At 64.3% G+C, this 21,841-nt stretch carries 16 protein-coding genes and 1 pseudogene; 7 read left to right on the top strand and 10 right to left on the bottom strand.

Annotation, left to right across the window (positions count from 1 at the left end):
* Nucleotides 1-117: 117 nt before the first annotated feature.
* The 3 genes and pseudogenes from P9228_RS03530 to P9228_RS03520 all read left to right on the top strand — a co-directional run bounded on the left by P9228_RS03530 (nt 118) and on the right by P9228_RS03520 (nt 4,552).
* Nucleotides 118-698 (top strand): annotated as a pseudogene (locus tag P9228_RS03530) (NADPH-dependent FMN reductase).
* A 247-nt stretch (nt 699-945) separates the two neighbouring features.
* On the top strand, nt 946-3,417 hold the full coding sequence (gene gyrB / locus P9228_RS03525; protein ID WP_067324174.1) for a DNA topoisomerase (ATP-hydrolyzing) subunit B: 2,472 nt from the start codon (nt 946-948) through the stop codon (nt 3,415-3,417).
* A gap of 217 nt (nt 3,418-3,634) precedes the next feature.
* A complete protein-coding gene (locus P9228_RS03520) occupies nt 3,635-4,552 on the top strand; it encodes a hypothetical protein (protein ID WP_095776998.1) in 918 nt (305 codons plus the stop codon).
* A 76-nt stretch (nt 4,553-4,628) separates the two neighbouring features.
* On the opposite strand, the gene P9228_RS03515 is transcribed toward P9228_RS03520, so the two are convergent.
* The 10 genes from P9228_RS03515 to P9228_RS03470 all read right to left on the bottom strand — a co-directional run bounded on the left by P9228_RS03515 (nt 4,629) and on the right by P9228_RS03470 (nt 17,118).
* Nucleotides 4,629-6,026 carry an NAD(P)(+) transhydrogenase (Re/Si-specific) subunit beta gene (locus P9228_RS03515; protein WP_067324170.1) on the bottom strand — a complete coding sequence of 466 codons (1,398 nt, stop codon included), beginning with the start codon at nt 6,024-6,026 and terminating at the stop codon, nt 4,629-4,631.
* 1 nt (nt 6,027) lies between these two features.
* Nucleotides 6,028-6,450, bottom strand: coding sequence for a proton-translocating transhydrogenase family protein (locus P9228_RS03510; RefSeq protein ID WP_067003367.1), 423 nt, complete (start codon nt 6,448-6,450; stop codon nt 6,028-6,030).
* The gene (locus P9228_RS03505) at nt 6,450-7,718 is read right to left on the bottom strand and encodes a Re/Si-specific NAD(P)(+) transhydrogenase subunit alpha (protein ID WP_278052424.1); all 1,269 of its coding nucleotides are present in this window, start codon (nt 7,716-7,718) and stop codon (nt 6,450-6,452) included. The genes P9228_RS03510 and P9228_RS03505 overlap by 1 nt, the downstream gene beginning before the upstream one ends.
* Nucleotides 7,719-7,804: 86 nt before the next feature.
* Nucleotides 7,805-8,029 carry an aa3-type cytochrome c oxidase subunit IV gene (locus tag P9228_RS03500; RefSeq protein WP_067003362.1) on the bottom strand — a complete coding sequence of 75 codons (225 nt, stop codon included), beginning with the start codon at nt 8,027-8,029 and terminating at the stop codon, nt 7,805-7,807.
* A gap of 272 nt (nt 8,030-8,301) precedes the next feature.
* Nucleotides 8,302-8,451, bottom strand: coding sequence for a DUF3096 domain-containing protein (locus P9228_RS03495; RefSeq protein WP_067003359.1), 150 nt, complete (start codon nt 8,449-8,451; stop codon nt 8,302-8,304).
* A gap of 144 nt (nt 8,452-8,595) precedes the next feature.
* On the bottom strand, nt 8,596-9,516 hold the full coding sequence (locus P9228_RS03490; RefSeq protein WP_278052423.1) for a hypothetical protein: 921 nt from the start codon (nt 9,514-9,516) through the stop codon (nt 8,596-8,598).
* Between the two features lie 223 nt (nt 9,517-9,739).
* Entirely contained in the window at nt 9,740-12,055 is a 2,316-nt protein-coding gene (locus tag P9228_RS03485; protein WP_278052422.1) for an EAL domain-containing protein, read from the bottom strand.
* 254 nt (nt 12,056-12,309) lie between these two features.
* On the bottom strand, nt 12,310-15,813 hold the full coding sequence (locus P9228_RS03480) for an indolepyruvate ferredoxin oxidoreductase family protein (RefSeq protein ID WP_278052882.1): 3,504 nt from the start codon (nt 15,811-15,813) through the stop codon (nt 12,310-12,312).
* Between the two features lie 176 nt (nt 15,814-15,989).
* Nucleotides 15,990-16,517 (bottom strand): hypothetical protein, encoded by a 528-nt coding sequence (locus tag P9228_RS03475; protein WP_067324162.1) that lies wholly within the window; start codon nt 16,515-16,517, stop codon nt 15,990-15,992.
* Entirely contained in the window at nt 16,510-17,118 is a 609-nt protein-coding gene (locus P9228_RS03470; RefSeq protein WP_067324160.1) for a CGNR zinc finger domain-containing protein, read from the bottom strand. Before P9228_RS03470 ends, P9228_RS03475 begins: the two co-directional genes overlap by 8 nt.
* 94 nt (nt 17,119-17,212) lie before the next feature.
* On the opposite strand from P9228_RS03470, the gene P9228_RS03465 reads away from it, so the two are divergent.
* The 4 genes from P9228_RS03465 (at nt 17,213) to P9228_RS03450 (ending at nt 21,801) form a co-directional block, all read left to right on the top strand.
* The gene (locus P9228_RS03465) at nt 17,213-18,118 is read left to right on the top strand and encodes a branched-chain amino acid ABC transporter permease (RefSeq protein ID WP_095776991.1); all 906 of its coding nucleotides are present in this window, start codon (nt 17,213-17,215) and stop codon (nt 18,116-18,118) included.
* 243 nt (nt 18,119-18,361) lie between these two features.
* Complete coding sequence (locus tag P9228_RS03460) at nt 18,362-18,967, top strand: TRAP transporter small permease subunit (protein ID WP_067324156.1); 606 nt, start codon at nt 18,362-18,364, stop codon at nt 18,965-18,967.
* Nucleotides 18,964-20,760, top strand: a complete 1,797-nt coding sequence (locus tag P9228_RS03455; RefSeq protein ID WP_164748276.1) for a TRAP transporter large permease subunit — start codon at nt 18,964-18,966, stop codon at nt 20,758-20,760. Before P9228_RS03460 ends, P9228_RS03455 begins: the two co-directional genes overlap by 4 nt.
* Nucleotides 20,761-20,772: 12 nt before the next feature.
* A complete protein-coding gene (locus P9228_RS03450; protein ID WP_067324152.1) occupies nt 20,773-21,801 on the top strand; it encodes a zinc-dependent alcohol dehydrogenase family protein in 1,029 nt (342 codons plus the stop codon).
* Nucleotides 21,802-21,841: the final 40 nt, after the last annotated feature.

The following is a 21,841-nucleotide window of genomic DNA, read 5'->3' as shown; positions in this document are numbered from 1 at the left end:
GAAAGCCCATGGAGAGACCGCCTCGCCTGAATGTGAACGGCGCCCTTCGATGGCTGCTTGTTGACGGTGACCGGTTCCTTTAGTCGCCAACGGATACCGTCAATCGAGGAGCCACCCGTGAAGCACCAGTTGAGCATCATCATCGGCAGCACGCGACCGGGACGCGCCGGACCGATCTTCGCCGAGTGGCTGGAGGGGTTCGCGCGCGAGCACGGCAAGTTCGAGCCGGCGCTCGCCGACATTGCCGCCTTCAAGCTGCCGCTGCTCGACGAGCCGCATCATCCGCGCCTGCGCAAATACGAGAACGACCACACCAAGGCCTGGTCGACGGCGATGACGCCGCCGACGCCTTCGTCTTCGTGGCGCCGGAATACAATTATTTCGCCGCTCCGGCGATTGTTAACGCCGTCGACTATCTGCTCAAGGAGTGGCGCTACAAGCCCGCCGCCATCTTCAGCTATGGCGGGGTGTCCGGCGGCCTGCGCGCGGCACAGGCGCTGAAGCCGCTGCTGACCTCGGTCGGCGTCATGCCGATCCCGGAAGGCGTGGCGCTGCCTTCCTACAGGACCTTGCTCGACAAGGAGGGCGCGTATCATCCGAGCGAGCAGGTGCTGGGCGGCGCCAAGGCCATGCTGGACGAGTTGTTCCGCTGGAGCGAGGCGCTGAAGGCGCTGCGCGCCGGCCTCCGGGCGGAATAGCAGACGCCCCGATGTGACTGTTGCAAGGCCGCGCTCGGGCGCGGCTTTCGCGCCGGCATAGCCCGCTGCCCGCACCGCGCTTCCCGGTGTATCGCGCCCGGCCTGCCAACGGCCGCTCGCCAAGCCGGCAAAACGCCTGCAAACCTTGGAAAAACGGCCATTTGCGCCTATATCTAGGACATCAAAACGGCGCGATTCGGGACCATTTTTCCGCGCCGGATCAGCGACATCAATCAGACAGGTATTTATGAGCGATCAGACCGAAAGCGCCATTGGCGCGGAAGCCGAGTATGGCGCCGATTCCATCAAGGTTTTGAAGGGGTTGGACGCTGTCCGCAAGCGGCCGGGCATGTATATCGGCGACACCGACGACGGCTCGGGCCTGCATCACATGGTCTATGAGGTGGTGGACAACGCCATCGACGAGGCGCTGGCCGGGCATGCCGACCTCGTCTCGGTGACGCTCAACCCCGACGGCTCGGTGACCGTCATCGACAATGGCCGCGGGATTCCGACCGATATCCATCCCAGCGAGGGCGTCTCGGCGGCCGAAGTGATCATGACCCAGCTGCATGCCGGCGGCAAATTCGACCAGAACTCCTACAAGGTTTCGGGCGGCCTGCACGGCGTCGGCGTCTCGGTGGTCAACGCTCTTTCGGCATGGCTCAAGCTCAAGATCCGTCGCAACGGCGAAATCTTCGAGATGAGCTTCACGCACGGCAATGCCGACGCTCCGCTGAAGGTGACCGGCACCTACGAGCAGGACAAGCGACCGGGGACCTATGAAGGCCGCAGCGGCAGCGAGATCACCTTCTTCCCGTCAGCCGAAACCTTCACCATGGTCGAATTCGACTACAACACGCTCGAGCACCGGCTGCGCGAGCTCGCCTTCCTCAATTCCGGCGTGCGCATCGTGCTGACCGACGCGCGCCATGCCGACCTCGTGCGCCACGAATTGCATTATGACGGCGGCCTAGAGGAATTCGTCAAGTATCTCGACCGGGTGAAGAAGCCGCTGATCGAGAAGCCGATCGCCATTCGCGCCGAGCGCGACGGCATCACCGTCGAGGTGGCGATGTGGTGGAACGACAGCTACCACGAGAACGTGCTGGCCTTCACCAACAACATCCCGCAGCGCGACGGCGGCACGCATCTGGCCGGATTCCGCGCCGCGCTGACCAGGCAGATCACCGGCTATGGCGAGTCCTCCGGCCAGACCAAGAAGGAAAAGGTTTCGCTCACCGGCGACGACTGCCGCGAAGGCCTGACGGCCGTTCTGTCGGTCAAGGTTCCGGATCCGAAATTCTCCTCGCAGACCAAGGACAAGCTGGTCTCCTCGGAAGTCCGGCCGGTGGTGGAAAGCCTGGTCAACGAGGCGCTGGGCACCTGGCTGGAAGAGCATCCAAGCGAAGGCAAGGTGGTGGTGGAGAAGGTGATCCAGGCGGCCGCCGCGCGCGAAGCCGCGCGCAAGGCGCGCGACATAACCCGCAAGAGCACGCTCGGCGTCACCTCGCTGCCCGGCAAGCTTGCCGACTGCCAAGAGCGCGATCCCGCGAAATCGGAAATCTTCATCGTTGAGGGCGACTCGGCCGGCGGCTCGGCCAAGGGCGGGCGCTCGCGCCAGAACCAGGCGATCCTGCCGCTGCGGGGCAAGATCCTGAATGTCGAGCGGGCGCGCTTCGACCGTATGCTCAGCTCCGACATGATCGGCACGCTGATCACGGCGCTCGGCACCTCGATCGGCAAGGACGAGTTCAACGCCGACAAGCTGCGCTACCACAAGATCATCCTGATGACGGACGCCGACGTCGACGGCGCCCATATCCGCACGCTGCTGCTCACCTTCTTCTTTCGGCAGATGCCGGAGCTGATCGAGCGCGGCCATCTCTACATCGCCCAGCCGCCGCTTTACAAAGTGACGCGGGGCAAGAGCTCGCAATATCTCAAGGACGAAAGCGCCTATGAGGAATATCTGATCGAGTCCGGGCTGGAAGAGGCTTCACTGACGCTCGCCTCCGGCGAGGTGCGGACCGGACAGGACCTGCGCGGCGCGGTCGACGACGCCTTGGCGGTGCGGCACCTGATCAACGGGCTGCACACGCGCTACAACCGCAGTGTCGTCGAGCAGGCGGCGATCGCCGGCGCGCTCAACGCCGACGTGCTCGCCGATCTCGGCCGCGCCACCGCCATGGCCGAACACGTCGCCAGGCGGCTCGACATGATCGCCGAGGAGACCGAGCGCGGCTGGAGCGGACGGCTGTCGACCTCCAATGACGGGTCGGGCGGCTATGTCTTCGAACGCACCGTGCGCGGCGTCAAGGACGCGGTCCAGCTCGATGCCGGGCTGATCAATTCGGCCGATGCGCGCCAGCTGGACCGCTATGCAGCGCGCCTGGCGGAAGTCTATGGCGAGCAGCCGGCGCTGCGCCGCAAGGAGACTTCCGAGCTCCTTTCCGGGCCGCTGGCGCTGCTCAACGCGGTGTTCGCGGCTGGCCGCAAGGGACTGACCATGCAGCGCTACAAGGGCCTTGGCGAGATGAACGCCGAACAGCTCTGGGAAACCACGCTGGATCCGAATGTGCGCTCGCTGCTTCAGGTCAAGGTGGCCGACGCGACCGACGCCGACAGCCTGTTCTCAAGGCTGATGGGCGACGAGGTGGAGCCGCGGCGCGAGTTCATCCAGGACAATGCGCTGTCGGTGGCCAATCTGGATATTTGAGGACCGTGCCATCGGGCCTCTCAGCCTGCCGTCGGTCCGCCGTCCGTGGCGGATGAGGTGATCCGACCGGAACAGAAGGTCTCCTGAAACATTGTGACAGATCGATCACAACTTGTTTCAGGAGGTTTCGATGGGCCGCGGTATCTTGCTCTGGTTGCTCGGGGTTCCGATTCCGATCATCATTCTCATCATGCTTTTTGCCCGCTAGGAGGCTTCGATGCAGCCCACCCTATCGGCAACCGATGCTCCCGGTACGCTAGAATCCTCCGCCACCGCCGTCAGTTGGGGGCCGATCATCGCTGGCGCTTTCGCAGCCTCGGCTTTGACTCTCATCCTTACCTTGCTCGGCTCCGGACTCGGGCTGACGATGGTTTCGCCCTGGTCCGCGTCGAATCCTTCGGTCACCACCTTCGCGGCTACCACCGGCGCCTGGTTAATCGTCGTGCAATGGCTGTCGGCGGGCCTAGGCGGTTATCTTGCCGGGCGGTTGCGGACCAAATGGGTTGGCGTCCACACTGACGAGGTCTATTTCCGCGACACCACCCACGGCTTCCTTGCCTGGGCGCTGGCCACGTTGCTTGTCGCCGGTGTTCTCGGCTCGGTCCTGTCGGCTGCAGTTGGGACGGGCGTGCAGGCGGCATCCACTGTCGCGTCGGGCGCCGCGATGGGTGCCTCGGCAGGCGCGTCGGCAAACGCCAACGGCGCCTCGGTCGACAATGCGACATCGTATTTCGTCGACACGCTGTTCCGTCCGGCGGATGCGAGCAAGCTTGCAGCCGCCAATCCGCAAAACGACGCGGCGACCACGGCGCAAGCGTCTCGCATCCTGGTCGCAAGTGCCGCCTCCGGTGAGGTGTCGGCCGACGACAAGACCTACCTGGCGCAGCTTGTGACTGCCCGCACAGGCCTTCCGGAAGCCGACGCAAAGGCCCGTGTCGATGCGGTGCTTGCAAAGGTGGAGGAGGCTAAGACCAAGGCCAAGCAGGCGGCAGACACGGCCAGGAAGGCAACGGCCTCATTTGCCCTGATCGGCGCCTTGGCGTTGGTCATCGGCGCATTCATCGCCAGCGCTGCCGCAGCTCTCGGCGGCAAGCAGCGCGACGAAGACGAGGCGCTTTTCCTGTCCAAAGGCTAGACTGAACCATCCGGTGATTGAAAGACAAAGCCCGGCTCACGGCCGGGCTTTTCGGTCTTTGAGATGGCAAGCCGGATCAGTGATCGAAGGCCTTGACGATTTCCTCGGTCATCTTCTTGGCGTCGCCGAGCAGCATCATGGTGCCGTCCTTATAGAACAGCGTGTTGTCGATGCCGGCATAGCCCGAACCCAGCGAGCGCTTGACGAACAGGCAGGTGCGGGCCTTGTCGACGTCGAGGATCGGCATGCCGTAGATCGGGCTGCTCTTATCATCTCGCGCGGACGGGTTGGTGACGTCGTTGGCGCCGATGACATAGGCGACATCGGCCTGGGCGAATTCGGAGTTGATATCCTCCAACTCGAACACCTCGTCATAGGGCACATTGGCCTCGGCGAGCAGCACGTTCATGTGGCCAGGCATGCGGCCGGCAACCGGATGGATGGCGTATTTTACCTCGACGCCATTGGCCTTGAGCTTGTCGGCCATCTCGCGCAGCGCGTGCTGGGCCTGGGCCACCGCCATGCCATAGCCCGGCACGATGATGACCTTCTGCGCGTTCATCATCAGATAGGCGGCGTCGTCGGCCGAGCCCTGCTTGACGGTGCGCTCGATGCCGTCGTCGGCAGCCGCAGCCGTCTCGCCGCCGAAGCCGCCGAGAATGACGGAGATGAAGGAGCGGTTCATGCCCTTGCACATGATGTAGGACAGGATCGCACCGGAAGAACCGACCAGCGCACCGGTGATGATCAGCGCCAGATTGCCGAGCGTGAAGCCGAGCGCCGCTGCCGCCCAACCGGAATAGGAATTCAGCATCGACACCACGACCGGCATGTCGGCGCCGCCGATCGGGATGATCAGAAGCACGCCGAGCACCAGCGAAGCGGCGACGATCAGCCAGAAGATTAGCTTGGATTCGGTGGTGACGAGCAGCACGATCAGCACCACGAGGGCTACGCCGAGCGCGATGTTGATCAGGTGGCGGCCGCCGATCATGATCGGCTTGCCGGACATGCGGCCGTCGAGCTTGAGGAAGGCGATGACCGAGCCGGTGAAGGTGATGGCACCGATCGCGACGCCGAGGCTCATCTCGATGAGCGCCTGGGCATGGATGTCGCCGGCCGTGCCGATGCCGAAGCTTTCCGGCGCGTAGATGGCGGCCGCCGCCACCATGACGGCGGCGAAACCGACGAGCGAGTGGAAGGCGGCGACCAGCTGCGGCATCGAGGTCATGGCGATGCGGCGCGCCACATAGGCGCCGACGCCGCCGCCGATGGCAAGCCCGAGCACGATCAGGCCGAAGCGGCCAGCCGAGGGCAGCGCCAGCGCCAGCGTGGTGGCGATGGCAATGCCCATGCCGATCATGCCGTAGAGATTGCCCTGGCGGCTGGTGGTCGGATGCGACAGGCCGCGCAGCGCCAGGATGAACAGGATGCCGGAGACCAGATAGAGGAAGGAAGCGAGATTGACGGTCACGTCACTTTTCCTTCTTCTTGTACATGGCGAGCATGCGCTGGGTGACGAGGAAGCCGCCGAAGATGTTGACCGACACCAGCACCAGGGCGATGAAGCCGAAGCCCGCGGCAAGGCCGGAGGCCGCGATGCCGACGGCGAGCAGCGCGCCGACGACGATGACCGAGGAGATGGCGTTGGTGACGGCCATCAGCGGCGTGTGCAGCGCCGGCGTCACCGACCAGACGACATAATAGCCGACGAAGATCGCCAGCACGAAGATGGCGAAGCGGAAGACAAAGGGATCGATGGCGCCGCCCGAGAGCGCGTGCGCGGCGTTGCCGGCAGCCTCGGCGCCGGCGGGCGCATTGGCGAGATCCTGCACCGCGAGGCGTACGGCAGCCGTCGCCTGATCGAGCTGGTCGAGGGCTTTCTGCAGCTGTTCCATCACGCGGTCCCTTCTGGCTTAGGCGAGGGTGACTTGGCTGCGGCCCTCCTCCTGGGCGCCGGTTTCTTGTCGGCGGCATCCGCGACCAGGACCGTGGCCGGGATCGCAGCCGGCTCGGTGCGCGGCTGCCCGGCGGCCTTGGCGAAACTGGGGTGCACGACTTGGCCGGCATCGGTCAGCATCGTCGCCTTGACCAACTCGTCATCGCGCTTGATGGCAAGGGTCTTCGTCGCCTTGTCGACCATCGTCTCGAGGAAGGCGTAGAGGTTCTTGGCGTAGAGCAGCGAAGCGGATGCAGCGACACGACCGGGCACATTGAGATGGCCGACGATCTTGACGCCGTTTTCCGTCGTCACGACCCTGCCGGGTTGAGCGCCTTCGACATTGCCGCCGCGTTCGACCGCAAGGTCGACGATCACCGAGCCCGGCTTCATCGAGGCGACCATGGCGGCCGACACCAGCTTAGGCGCCGGACGTCCAGGGATCAGCGCCGTGGTGATGACGATATCCTGCTTGGCGATGTGCTCTGCGGTCAGGGCCGCCTGCTTGGCCTGATATTCCTTCGACATTTCCTTGGCGTAGCCGCCGGCGGTCTCCGCCGCCTTGAACTCCTCGTCCTCGACCGCCAGGAACTTTGCGCCGAGCGACTGCACCTGCTCCTTCACCGCCGGACGCACGTCGGTGGCGGTGACGACGGCGCCGAGACGGCGCGCTGTGGCGATCGCCTGCAGACCGGCGACGCCGACGCCCATGATGAAGGTTTTTGCTGCCGGCACCGTGCCCGCCGCCGTCATCATCATCGGCAGCGCGCGATCATATTCGGCCGCCGCATCGACCACCGCCTGGTAGCCGGCAAGATTGGCCTGCGAGGAAAGCACGTCCATCACCTGCGCGCGGGTGATGCGCGGCATGAACTCCATCGAGAAGGCGATGATGCCGGCACTGGCCATCGCGGCCAGCGCCGCATCGTTGCCGTAAGGATCCATGATGGCGATGACGGCCGCGCCCGATTTGTAGCCCTTGAGCTCGGCATCGGTCGGCCGGCGCACCTTCAGCACCACATCGGCGTTCTTGGCGTCCCCGGCAGTTCCAATCGTGCCGCCGGCGGCGGCAAATTCCTGATCGGTAATGCGCGAGCCGAGGCCGGCGCCCTTCTCGACGATCACCTCGAAGCCCAGGCCCGCCAGCCGTTTCACCGTCTCGGGCGAGGCCGCGACTCGCGGCTCGTTCGCGTCAAGCTCACGAGGGATGAATACCGTCTGCCCCACCGCATGATCCTTTCGGCTGGAACCTTGCTGCGCAAGGCGTCGGCCGGGACCTCCGGCGGAACGTCGAACGCAATGGCTTGGAGAGTCTACCGCAGAATGAAATAGCCGACGGCCATGATCACGATGAACAGGATGGTCGCCGAGAAGAAGCCGCCCGCGAAGAAGCCGAAGGCCATGGCCAGCAGAATGGCGGCGCAGACGAGCGAGCCGTATTTGGCGAGCGTGAGAAATGCGTTGTAGGTGCGATCGTGCTCGGCATAGTCCATCTGCGCGCCCAGTTCGACAGGACCGGTCGGCGTGTGATCAGCCATAGGAATACCCCTTCGAAAATGCCTTCGAGGCACATAGCGAAAAGCCCGAGCAAGAGCAATGGCGCTATTGCCGCACGGCCGGCGACAACAGCCTCAAACGAAAGTTGAAATGGGCGGAAGCTAAAATTGCGATGGGAGGCCCTCGCCGTGGCGAGGGGCGTCGTAGGCCTTTAAAGCGCGTCGCGCTGAATCGGATTCAGGCGAGACGCTTCAAAGCTCTTCTTGATGGGTGCCGTTGCCCAGAACCGCTGCACGGTTCCGGGCGAGATGCATTAGGCGGCGAGGTGCGGAAACAGGCCGAGCAGGCCGACCACGATCAGATAGAGCGCGACGATGTAGTTGAGCAGGCGCGGCATCACCAGGATCAATATGCCGGCGATCAGCGAGATCAGGGGCGTGAGCGCAAGCGAGTGGATGGTCATAATCGTACTCCTTCCCGTGAAAAACCCGATTTGAGCCGGCGACAAGCCTGGGGCAAGAATGCGGCGCCGTCGATGATCAGTGACGCCGGTACTCGTAACGCGGGAGCCGCGGGGAAGGTTCACGATGCGCGGAAGGACGCCCGTTCAGGCGGCATCGCGATAGTATTTGGCCGTCGGTACGATCGACAGAGGGGTGAGCCGGTTGATGGCCGGATTGGCGAACATCATCCGCTGCTCCACCGGCGTCGACTTGAAGAACGGGAAGCGGTCGAGCGTCTGGCGCAAGTTTTGACCGCAGGGGATCTCGAACAAGGCGATCGGCGCAAGGACACCCGGAAACACCTTGCCTTCTGTCCGCTGCACGGCATGGAAGATGCGGGCGTAGTAAGCGGAATGTTCGACCTTGACCGGCGTCAGCACGCCCGTCTGGCCAAAATAGCTGGAAGCCACCATGCCGAGCCTCAGCGTCAGGAAAGGCAGGACTCCGGGCGCGGGCGCGCTATCCGCGTCGGTTGCGAACCGGGTTCCGTCTATGAAGGTTTCTCCGCGGGCAAGCCGCTCGGCCAAGATTTCCGGATAGGCGTCGACAGAGGGCGAATAGGGGTGCTCGCGGGAAATGTAATGGAGCCGCAGCGTGCTGACCAAGTGGCCATCGAAATAGACGCCGAACCGGTAGGAATTCGGCAGGTTGTCCCAGCGATCCTCGAACATCCCGCTGGCGATCGGGCCGCACATGCCTGAGCGCAGGTAGGACTGATAGCGAAGGCGGTAGATCGCCTCCAGATCCTCGCCCCCCGTGATCAAACGATAATCGACATGCTCCAGCAATTGCATGATCGAACGATTCAGCGCCGAGCCAGCATTTGCGCCGGCGTCAGCCTGCGCATCGTTTCTTGCAGCATCCATCCTCAAGTCCTCGTATCCGCCTGTAAACAGGCTATTCGAGTCAAAATGAGACACAAGCCGAAAATTCGATACTGCTGGTTTACCTTCCGTTAACCTTAACAATGCGCCGGAAAGGGTTGCGCGGAAAAGTCGACCGCACACTCGGACCTTGGCACGCATCCGATGTCAAGGAGTTCAAAGATGCCAGATCTGAAAGGACTTGGCTGCCGCAGCTACCGGTAATATAGGGCATCAAGCCAAAATACTTTGCCGTATTGAATTGCTTAGAGAAAACAAATGTGAGCTTTTGAGCCTGAACAATCGGGTCAAAACCTTCCGATTGGACCTAAATTGCTGCGTAGCCAACGCAACGCGCATTCTTAATCCTGAATGATGAAATTCCCTATCTGGCCGACCGTCTGGGGGCGAGGCGCAGGTCCGCGGCGAATGGCCAGGTGACGTTCGACATCGTCTCGATGCCGGACGCGCTGAGCGCGGCGCCGAACAGGAAGCCTTGCACGAGGTCTGGCTTGACCGAACGCACCAATATCTTCAGCTGCTCGAAAGTCTCCACCCCTTCGATCGTGACGACCAGGCCCAGCGTCCGGGTCAAGCCGACGATACCCTTCAGAAGATCGAGCGACTGGGGGCTCTGGGTCACGTCGATGAGGAAGGAGCGGTCAATCTTGATCTTGTCGAGCGGCAGCTTGTGCAGGTAGCTGAGGCTGGAATAGCCGGTGCCGAAGTCGTCGAGCGCGATGCGGACGCCCAGCGCTTTCAGCTCTTCGATCAGCTCGCGGGTCAGTGATTTGTCGTCGAGCAGGGCAGTCTCCGTCACCTCGATCTCGAGCCGGTGCGGCGCAAGGCCCGACGCCGCCAGCGCATCACGCACCTTCTGCACGACGTCGCGGTTGCGGAAGTCCTTGGCCGACAGGTTGATCGAAACGCTGGTCTGGGCCGGCCATTTGGCGCATTCGGCGCAGGCCGCCTGCAGCACGAAAGAGCTGATCTCGGAGATGATGCCCATCTCCTCGGCCAGCGGAATGAAGACGCCCGGCGAAATCGGGCCGAGATCGGGATGATCCCAGCGGCAGAGCGCCTCGCAGCTGGCGATGCGCATGGTGCTCATCGACACGATCGGCTGGTAGACGACGCGTAACTCCTTGGCTTGCACGGCGCTGCGCAGATCGGCCTTCATCAGCTGGCGATTGCGGAAGGCGGCGTCCATCGATGCCTCGAACAGCCGCCAGCTGTTCTTGCCGAGCTCCTTGGCTTTGTAGAGCGCGAGGTCCGCCTTGACGATCATGCCGTCAACGTCGGTGTCCTTGACCACGGACAACACCGCGCCGCCGCTGGTCTGGATGCGCAGGCCGTGACCGGCGACGTCGACTTCGCCCTGCAGGCCGGCGAAGATCTCGTCGAGCAGGCCAGTGAGATGGCTCTCGTCCTCGATGCGGTCGAAATAGATCATGAATTCGTCGCCGCCGAAGCGGCTGACATTGATGCCCGGCCCGGCAACCGCTGCCAGCCGCTCGGCTACGGCGTAGATCAAACCGTCGCCGACCGGGTGGCCGAGCGTGTCGTTGACGCTCTTGAAATCATCAAGGTCGAGCACCGCCAAGCCGCAGAGCCGGTCGCGGTCGCCGGACGCCATGGCCTCGCCGACCAGCTCGTGGAAATAGGCACGGTTCGGCAGGCCGGTGAGGTTGTCGTAGCGCGCCATGAAACGGATCTTTTCCTCCGCCTCGACGCGGGCCGTGACGTCCTCGAAGGTGATGACGCCGAGTTCCTGGCTGCCTTCGCGCGCGGAGAACTCGTAGTGCTGGCCATTGGCGAGCGACACGAGCACCTTGCGGTCCCGGCCCTCGCGCAAGGCGCGCGTCAGCTGCGCCTCGATGTAGCGGCAATCCTTCGGTGCCAGCATGCCGCCGGCGACGCCGCGCATCAGAAGGCCGTGGATCGAGCGCCCGAGCAGCGCGTCGGCCGATTTCAGCGACATCAGATGGGCGGCCTCGGCATTGGCGACGGCGACGCGCCCGTCGGGGCCGAGCATGACCAGGCCGTGCGACATCGTGTTGAGCGCGCGGTCGAACCTGCGCGTCAGGTTTCTCGCCTGCTTGTGGCCGATAACCGCCGAGAACAGCACGTTGCGGACATGATCGGCGCCGGTGATGGTGATGAACGTCATCGGGATGATCATCAGGCCGAGGACGACGGAGGGCGCGTCCATGCGCAGCAGGAGCGCGAGAGCCGCCGGACCGATGAAGGTCACGGAAAAGATCCGCACCATGCGCGGCGACCCATAGTTGCGGGCGACAACGGTGACCAGGGTCGCCAGCGTGAGCGACATTGCCGCGAGCTCGGCGAACGGTTCGGGATATATGTAGATCGACACGAAACACAGCGCGCCCAATCCGAGACCCTGAAGGCAGCCCTTCAGGATGTAGCTGCGCTCCAACCGCTGCGCGTGTTCGACATCGGCAATCGCGCCGCCTGTCCTCAGGAAGCCGCGAATGCCGAAGTAACGGATAAGGCTGACGGAAAGCAGGGCAAAAGAAAACGCCAGGAACAGGGGATTGTGGGTGCGCAGATAGATCATGAATCCGAGGATCCAGTAGCACGCGCCACCGATCAACAACATGTGCGCGTTGTCGAACAACGACCGCACAAATTGGATATAAACATCCGCGGGGATGCTTTCGGTCTTTGTTTTGCCCATAGGGTCGGCCCAACGCTAAGCCTTGTCATGACACAACCGCCTTAAGAAAGGCTTAGAACAGAACCGCCTTGAGCAGCGGCTTCGGTCTGCCGGCCAAGGGCACAAAGGACCTAACGCATGTCGCCCACAAGTGCGCAGCGGTTTTGGGAGAACGACCTGCATCGAACAAAGGCCTAAAGCGCCTCGCCTGGATCCATTTCGACGCGAGGCACTTTAGGCCGACCGACGAAAACTTCGGGATTGGTCTGGCGCAATCACTCGGCAGCGCTGAGAACGGGCACCGGAGCGGCCTCGGTCAGCCGCTGCAGCAGCCTGGAGCGCTCTTCGGACACCTTGGCGGCGCTGGCCTGCCGGACATGGCCATAGCCGCGGATGAGCGCCGGAACGGAGGCCAGAGCGGCGGCGGCCTCGACCTTGCCCGGCGCAAGTGCTGCGGCGATCAGATCGAGATCGGCCTCGTATTGCGCAAGCAGTTGCCGCTCGGCGCGCCGTTCGGCGGTATGGCCGAACAGGTCGAACGCGGTGCCGCGCAGGCCTCTCATGACAGCAAGCAGGCGAAATGCCTTCATCATCCACGGGCCGAAACTCGACTTCCTCGGCTTGCCGTCATTGCCGCGCCGCCCGAGGATCGGCGGCGCGAGGTGAAATTCCAGCTTTTCGTAGCTTTGGAACTGCCTTGCGAGATCGGCGGCGAAGCTGCCGTCGGTGTAAAGCCGGGCCACCTCATACTCGTCCTTGATCGCCATCAGCTTGAAGAGGTTTTTCGCGGCCGCCTCGGTGACGGCCGTTGAGCCGGGAACCGCTGTCGCCTCGGCTGCGCGCAGCGCCGCGATCCTGTTGGCATAGCGCTTGCCATAGGCGGCGTTCTGGTAGGCGGTGAGGAAAGCCACCCGCCGGGCGACAATGTCGTCGAGCGTTTCCGGTGCCGACGCCGGCTTGCCGGTACGACCGACCAAGCCGCGCACGAAATCCGGCTGGTGCGCGGCGCGACGGCCCCAGCGGAAGGCGGCGATGTTCATCACCACCGCTTCGCCGTTCAATTCTATCGCTTTTTCAACGGCTTCGGCCGAGAGCGGTAGCCCGCCATGCTGGAAGGCGAAGCCGAGCATGAACATGTTGGCGCCGAGCGAATTGCCGAACAGCGCGGTCGCCGTGCGGGTGGCATCGAAGAAGTGGGCCTTGTCGTCGCCGGCGGCGGCACGGATCGCCTTCTTCAGCCGCTCGACCGGCAGCGAAAAATCGGCGGAACGGGTGAATTCGCCGGGCATGATCTCGGCGGTGTTGGCGAGGAACATGGTATGGCCCTCGCGCACCGCGGCGAGCACCTTTTTGGCGCCGGAGACGACGAGGTCGCAGCCAAGCACAAGATCGGCCTTGCCGGCGGAAACGCGGATGGCGTGGATGTCCTCGGGCGTCGGGGCGATGCGGACATGGGTGAAGACCGAGCCGCCCTTCTGGGCAAGGCCCGCCATGTCGATCATGCCGCAGCCCTTCCCCTCGATATGGGCAGCCATGCCCAGCACCGCGCCGATGGTGACGACGCCGGTGCCGCCGACACCGTCGATGATCGCCGCCCAGCCCTGAGATCCGAGTGGAAATTCGGCGGGTGACGGCACGCCTTCGAGCGGATCGCTCTTGCCGGCAATCCCCTCGGCCTTCCTGATCTTGCCGCCATGCACCGTCACGAAAGAGGGGCAGAAGCCGTTGAGGCAGGAAAAATCCTTGTTGCAGCTCGACTGGTCGATCCGGCGCTTGCGGCCGAATTCGGTCTCGACCGGCTGGATCGAGACGCAGTTCGACTGCACGCCGCAATCGCCGCAGCCTTCGCAGACCAGCTCGTTGATGAAGACGCGCTTGTCGGGATCGGGGAAGGTGCCGCGCTTGCGGCGCCGGCGCTTTTCCGCGGCGCAGGTCTGGTCATAGAGAAGCACCGACACCCCCTTGACCTCGCGCAGCTCGCGCTGCACGAGGTCGAGGTCGTCGCGGTGATGGATCGTGGCGCCGGGCGGGAAATCGGCCTTGCCGGCATATTTGGCCGGCTCGTCGGTGACGACGGCGATGCGCTCGACCCCCTCGGCGCGCACCTGTCTGGCGATCATATCGACGGTGAGGCCACCTTCGTGCGGCTGGCCGCCGGTCATGGCGACTGCATCGTTGTAGAGGATCTTGTAGGTGATGTTGGCGCCTGAGGAGAGCGCAAAGCGGATCGCCAGCGCGCCGGAGTGGTTGTAGGTGCCGTCGCCGAGATTCTGGAAGATATGGCCGCGCTTGGAGAACGGCGCCTGGCCGACCCATTGCGCGCCCTCGCCGCCCATGGCGGTGAAGCCGACCGTGTTCCGGTCCATCCACAGCGCCATGAAGTGGCAGCCGATGCCGGCGGCGGCAAGCGAGCCCTCCGGCACCTTGGTCGAGGAATTGTGCGGGCAGCCCGAGCAGAAGAACGGCGTGCGCGAACCGATGTCCGCGGTATCGGCGAGCATCGCCTGGAACTGGCGCAGCTTCGCCACCCGCGCCGCGATCTCCTCCGAGGGGCCGATGGTGCGCAGGATACGCTCGCCGAGCGCGATCGCGATCTCGTTCGGGTCGAGCGCGCCCTTGGCCGGAAACAGCCAGTCCCCGCGCTCGTCCTTCTTGCCGACGATGGCAGGCTGAATAGCGGAGCCGTAGAGGTTCTCGCGCAACTGCACCTCGATCAACGAGCGCTTCTCCTCGACGACGACGATGGTCTCGAGGCCGCGGGCGAAGTCGGCGACATGCTGATAGTCGAGCGGCCAGGGGCAGCCGACCTTGAACAGGCGGATGCCGAAGCGATTGGCGGCCTTTTCGTCGATGCCGATATCCTCCAGCGCCTGGCGGACGTCGAGATAGCTCTTGCCTATGGTGATGATACCGAGCTTCGGCTTGCGGCCGCCCGAATAGACGGTCCGATTGAGCCCGTTGGCCTGGATGAAGGCGGAGGCGGCGGCGCGCTTATGCTCATGCAGGCGCTCCTCCTGGCCGAGCATGTCGATCTCGTGGCGGATATTGAGGCCGCCCGGCGGCATGTCGAAATCAGGAATGACGATGTTCAGCCGCTCGATCGAGGCGTCGACCGAAGCGGTCGATTCGATGTTGTCCTTGACGCATTTGATCGCCGCCCAGGTGCCGGCGAAACGCGACATGGCGAAGCCAAAGAGACCGTAGTCGATGATCTCCTGGACGCCGGCGGGGTTGAGGATCGGCACCATGGTGTCGACGAAAAGGAATTCGGTGGCATGTGCGTTCGTCGAGGATTCGGCCATATGGTCGTCGCCCATCAGGGCGAGAACGCCGCCATTTTTCGACGAGCCGGCGAGATTGGCGTGGCGGAAAACGTCGCCGGAGCGGTCGACGCCCGGCCCCTTGCCGTACCAGACGGCAAAGACGCCGTCATGGGTGCCTTCGCCGAGCAGCTCGGTCTGCTGCGAGCCCCAGCAGGCGGTGGCGGCGAGCTCTTCGTTGAGGCCCGGCTGAAAGACGATGTCGGCCTGCGCAAGCTGCCGCTTCGCCTTCCACAGCTGCATGTCGAGGCCGCCGAGCGGTGAGCCGCGATAGCCGGAGACGAAGCCTGCGGTGTTGAGGCCGGCGCGGCGGTCGCGCTCGCGCTGCATCAAAAGCATGCGCACGACGGCTTGCGCCCCGGACAGGAAAACGCGCTCCTTGGCAAGGTCGAACTTGTCGTCGAGCGCGACGTCATGCAGCGTCATCAGGCATGTCCTCTGCGGAGGCGCGCCGCGGATCGGCGGCCAACGTCGGAGTGAGAGGCCGCAGTCTTTCTTCCCTTGCGGGACAGGTCAAACGAAATCGCAGCGGCCAGAGCGCACGCAACAAACGGTCCCGCTGGAAACGGCCGCCGCATTCAATCGCACGCTAAACGCTTCGCAGCGCACGAAAATTTCAACCAGCCCAGCGGGCCTCACGCCGCTTTCGAGCAATCCGGCTTGGGCGCATCCGGCAGCTTGCCGTCGGGATGGCCGGCAAGGTCCGGGTTGAGCTCGTATTTCGGCCCGATCACCAGCGGCCGGTCCGGCAGCATGGTCTGGTCCGCCGAGGAGGTCATCGTCGTCTCGAGGCTTTGAAGCAACGTGCCGCTCGAATCCTCGATGCGGATCGTGACGGAATAGGGCTTGTCCTTGACCACGCAGGTGAGCGGCGGGCTGGTCAAGGTGATATGCGGGAGCTTCGGCCAGATCTTCTGGTTGACGATGAGCGGGTCGCCGCCGGCCGGATTCTGGAAATTCACCACCGCAATCTGTCCCTCGCCCATCGGCCGCAGCGGTCTCAGCGTGATGACATAGGTGGCGATGCCAAGCCGGTAGTTGAACTCGAACAGCTTGCCGGAAATGGCGAAGAGCTGCTCCTTGCCGGTGTCGCGGCAGGCGCCGAGCGCCGTCGCGGCGATCAGGGCCGCGCCGAGAGCGATCGAACGGAATTTTCTAAGCATTGGTGGCCTCCCTGGCCGCCGTGCGGCGGCGATAATAGCGGTTCGCTTTCTGGCGGTTGCCGCAGACGGCCATGTCGCACCAGAGGCGGCTTGAGTTGCGGCTGCGGTCGACGAAGAGCCAACTGCAGTTCGGACAGATCCTGAGCCTGGCAACGGTGTCGTCGCGCAGCAGCGAAAGCGCCGAGACGGCCAAAGCCGCCTCGAACGCTATCGGCGTCGCCGGATCGCCAAAGGGCCTGCCCGGTGCGCCGATCTCGATGCTGCTGCCGGAGAGGCCGTTGGCGCAGGCGGTCAGGAAATCCGGCAGATGGCCGGCGGCGATCGCGCCTTTCGCTATGGCATGGCGGAACAGGCGGTCCGTCGCCTCGCGTATCGACAGCACGACCGCGGCGATGCCGCCCGGTTCAGGCGCCTCCAGCCGCCGGCCGCCAAGCTCGGCGGCGCGAAAGCCGCTCGCCGCCTCGGCGAAGCGGGCGATCTCGGCCGGATCAGCGAAACGGTCGAAGGTCTTTTCCGGATCGTTGCGCAGGACGACCGTGTTCGCCGTGTCGAGCGCGAGGATGCCGCCGGTGAAGCGGTGCGGGGTCCAGGATACCGTCATGCCGGAAATCTAACCGATAAAACGTATTTGACAAGTTAGATTTCGGATGCAACGCTCCAAACAGGGCCATTTCGCGCGGCCCTAGGGATGCTCCATGCTCTATTTCTATCAGCAGGTGCTGAACGGGCTGCATTCGGGCGCGCTCTATGCGCTGCTCGCCTTCGGCTACGTGCTGACCAACGGCATCCTGCACCGCACCAACCTTGCCTATGGCGCGCTGTTTGCCTTTTGCGGCCACACCATGATCCTGACCGCCGCCTTCGGCTATCAGGCGCTGTGGCTGACGCTGTTTGCCTCGGTCGCGCTAGGTATCGTTGCTGCCCTGCTCTATTCGGTGCTGATCAGCCAGGTGCTGTCGCGCAGCGTGTTCGAGAGGCTGGCGGACCGGTCGCCTAATGCGATCGTGGTGACGACGCTCGGCATCTTGCTGTTCCTGTCGGAAGCAAGCCGCATCGCCGCCGACACCCATGATCTCTGGCTGCCGCCGATGCTCGCCCAGCCCGTCGTCTTCGCGCAGGGTGCCGGCTTCAAGGTGACGCTGACCGTTATCCAGCTCTTGGATTGCGCGGCGGTGATGGCGATGGTGGCGGTGGCCGCGTGGCTGTTTTCGCATTCGCGCTTCGGACGCGCCTGGCGGGCCGTGTCCGACGACCCGAAGGCGGCCGCGATGTGCGGCATCGACGTCACCGCGGTGTTCCGCCGCGCGGTGCTCTATGGCGGCTTCTGCGCGGCTTTTGCCGGCATGCTCGCCGGCATCTACTACGGCAACATCAGCTTCGGCACGGGCCTCGTCTACGGGCTCAAGATCCTGTTCGTGACGGCGGTCGGCGGCTACATGTCGCCGCTCAAGGCTGCTCTCGGTGCCGCGGCCTTCGGCATGGCCGAATCGCTGTGGGCCGGTTATTTCCCGCTCGAATGGCGCGACGGCTGGATATACCTCTTCCTCGTCGCCATGCTGGTGCTGATCGGCGCCGGCCGCGACCAGGCCAAGGTCGCCTGAAATCCATCAGACTTTGGTTGCATGACGCGCCGTGAGGTGACCGGTTTTTACCGTTGCTCGCCGCGTGGATCGCCGGCACGTGCTTTGCCATGTTGACCATCCGGGCCACGCACTGCATACCGTTGGGCCAAGCGGCGCGACACCGGAGGGGGACTCGGGCGCGGCGCCAGCACTTTGAGTTAGGCATCGTGCTTTCCGAAATCGAACGCGATTCTCGGGGCCGGTGCGCGAGGGAGGAAATGCATGGCAGGGCTGCTCGCTCTATCCACGACGATCGACCGCATCAACGAGTTCATCGGCCGCTGGGTCTCGTGGCTGATCCTGCTTGCGATCCTGGTGAGCGCCGGCAACGCCGTCATCCGCAAGGTGTTCGACATCTCCTCCAACGCCTGGCTCGAACTGCAGTGGTATCTGTTCGGCGCCGCCTTCATGCTGGCTGCCGCCTATACGCTGAAACAGAACGACCATATCCGCATCGACATCGTCTACGGCATGTTCCCCCGCCGCGTGCAGCACTGGATCGACCTCCTCGGCCATCTCCTCTTCCTGATGCCGTTCGTGGTGCTGATGGTGATCTACTTCGTGCCTTACGTGTCGCTGTCCTTCCGCAGCGGCGAGATGTCGACCAATGCCGGCGGGCTGATCGTCTGGCCGGCCAAGGCCATCCTGCTCGTCGGCTTCTTGCTGCTGGCCATCCAGGGTGTCTCGGAGATCATCAAGAAGATCGCCATCATGCGCGGCGACATGGAGGATCCCACTCCCTATGTCTCGGCCCACGACCAGGCCAAGCTCGAGGCCGAAGCGCTTGCCGAAGAAGCCAAGGCGCTGTCCGACGAGGTGCGCTCATGATCGAGTTCATCGCGCAGAACATGGCGCCGATCATGTTCGCCTCGCTGATCATCTTCCTTTTGATCGGCTACCCCGTCGCCTTCTCGCTCGCTGCGAACGGCCTGTTGTTCTTCTTCATCGGCGTGCTCTTGTCGCCCTATTCCGGCGGCTCGATCAACCTCGCCTGGCCTCTGCTGCATGCGCTGCCGGATAATTTCTACGGCACAAGGGTGATGTCGAACGACACGCTGCTGGCCATTCCATTCTTCACTTTCATGGGAATCGTGCTGGAGCGATCCGGCATGGCCGAGGACCTGCTCGACACGGTCGGGCAGCTGTTCGGCCCGATCCGCGGCGGGCTTGCCTATGCGGTGATCTTCGTCGGCGCACTGCTTGCCGCAACGACCGGCGTGGTGGCGGCCTCCGTCATCGCCATGGGGCTGATCTCGCTGCCGATCATGCTGCGCTACGGCTACGACCGGCGCCTCGCCTCGGGCGTTATCGCGGCTTCCGGCACACTGGCCCAGATCATCCCCCCCTCGCTGGTGCTGATTGTGCTGGCCGACCAGCTTGGACGCTCGGTGGGCGACATGTATGCGGGCGCGCTGATCCCCGGCCTCGTTTTGACCGGCATCTACATGCTCTACATCCTGATCATGTCGATCGTCCGGCCGAACTCGATGCCGGCATTGCCGCTCGAGGCCCGCACGCTCGGCCACGGCGTGATTTCGCTGATCGTGGCGCTGCTGGTGACCGGCGCGATTTCCTATGCGGCCTATCGTTACCTCGCGCCGACTCATGGCGACAATGCGGACATCCTTGGCGCCACCGTCGGCGTGATCGTCATCTACATCGTGGCGATCGCCGACCAGCGCCTCCACATCAACATGATGTCCAAGCTGGCACAGCAGGTGGTGATCGTGCTGATCCCGCCGCTGGCGCTGATCTTCCTGGTGCTGGGCACCATCTTCCTCGGCATCGCCACCCCAACCGAGGGTGGCGCCATGGGCGCCGTCGGCGCGCTGATCATGGCGGGCTTCAAGGGGCGACTGACGATGGACGTCATCAAGCAGGCGCTGGCCTCGACGACGCGGCTCTCCGCCTTCGTGCTGTTCATCCTGATCGGCGCGCGCGTCTTCTCGCTCACCTTCTACGGCGTCAACGGCCATATCTGGGTCGAGCATCTCTTGACCTCGCTGCCGGGCGGCGAGACCGGCTTCCTGATCGGCGTCAACGTGCTGGTTTTCGTGCTCGCCTTCTTCCTCGACTTCTTCGAGCTCGCCTTCATCATCGTGCCGTTGCTGGCGCCCGCCGCCGACAAGCTCGGCATCGACCTGATCTGGTTCGGCGTGCTGCTTGGCGTGAACATGCAGACCAGCTTCATGCATCCGCCGTTCGGCTTCGCGCTGTTCTACCTGCGTTCGGTCGCGGCGCGCGTGCCCTATCTCGACCGCATCACCGGCAAGCAGATCGCGCCGGTCACCACCGGCCAGATCTACTGGGGCGCGGTGCCGTTCGTCTGTATCCAGGTGATCATGATCGGGCTTACCATCGCCTTCCCGCAAATGGTAATGCGCTACAAGGGCACCGCGGTCGAGCCGAGCACGATCGACCTCAAGCTGCCGGACATGCCGGGACTTGCGCCGCTCGGCACGCCGCCGGGCGACAATGGCGCGGCGCCCGCCAGTGGCGGCTCGGCGCCCGCCGCGCCTGGCACCCCGGACTTGTCACAGCCGCCGAATTTCGGCGATACGGCCCCCGCCAAGCCGGCGACGCCGGCACCCGATCTTTCCAAGCCGCCGAGTTTCAACTGAGGTGACCAAGTCATGAGAGCCGTACGGCTGGAAGCAATCGGCGGCATCGCCCTTCGTGCGGTCGACAAACCTGCGCCGGGGCCGGAGGATGTTCTGGTGCGGATCGAAGCCTGCGGCGTCTGCGGCACGGACCGCCACCTGTTCCATGGCGAATTCCCGTGCACGCCGCCGGTCACGCTTGGCCACGAATTCTGCGGCATCGTCGAGGCGGTCGGCGACGCGGTGTCCGGCATCGCCGTCGGCGATCGGGTCACGGGCGACCCCAACATCGCCTGCGGGCGCTGCAGCCAGTGCCGGGCCGGCCGCGTCAATTTGTGCAGCAATCTCAGGGCCATCGGCATCCACCGGGACGGCGGTTTCGCCGATTATGTCGTGATGCCGCAAGGCCAGGCCTTCCTCCTGCCCGGCAACCTCCAGCCGACGCATGGCGCCTTCTGCGAGCCGCTGGCCTGCTGCCTGCACGGCATCGACCTCGCCGGAATCAGGCCCGGCGACTCGGTGGTGGTGCTCGGCGGCGGCGTCATCGGCCTGCTCACCGTGCAATTGGCGAAGCTTGCCGGTGCCGCGACCATCATCCTATCGACCAGGCAGGCCTCGCGCCGCGCGCTGGCCGAAGAACTCGGCGCGACCGCTACGGTCGATCCAAGCGCCGTCGATCCCATCGAGGCCATCGCCGGAAAAGCCGGGCTTGTGCCGGGCGGCGTCGACGTGGTGCTGGAATGCGCCGGGGTTCGCGACACGGTCGAGCAGTCGATGCGAATTGCCAAGGCCGGAGGCACGGTGGTGATCGTCGGCGTGATGCCGCAGGGGCAGAAGGTGGCTTTCGAGCCTTTCGACGTGCTGTTCCGGGAGTTGAAGGTCCTCGGGTCCTTCATCAATCCCTTCACGCATCGACGCGCCGCGGACCTCATCGCGTCCGGCGCGATCGAGATCGACAAGCTGATTTCCAGGCAGGTGCCACTCGAAGAGGCGCCGCAGGTGATCTCGAACCCAGCCGCCCCCGGCGAGGTCAAGGTGCTGGTCGTGCCGGGCCGGACCTGAAGTCCTGCAACGTTGGCGATTGGCGAAACCGGCGGTGACA

Origin of the sequence: Mesorhizobium sp. WSM4898 (genome assembly GCF_029625845.1) — a bacterium.
GTDB lineage: Bacteria > Pseudomonadota > Alphaproteobacteria > Rhizobiales > Rhizobiaceae > Mesorhizobium.
This window is presented reverse-complemented; position numbering and strand designations above follow the sequence as displayed.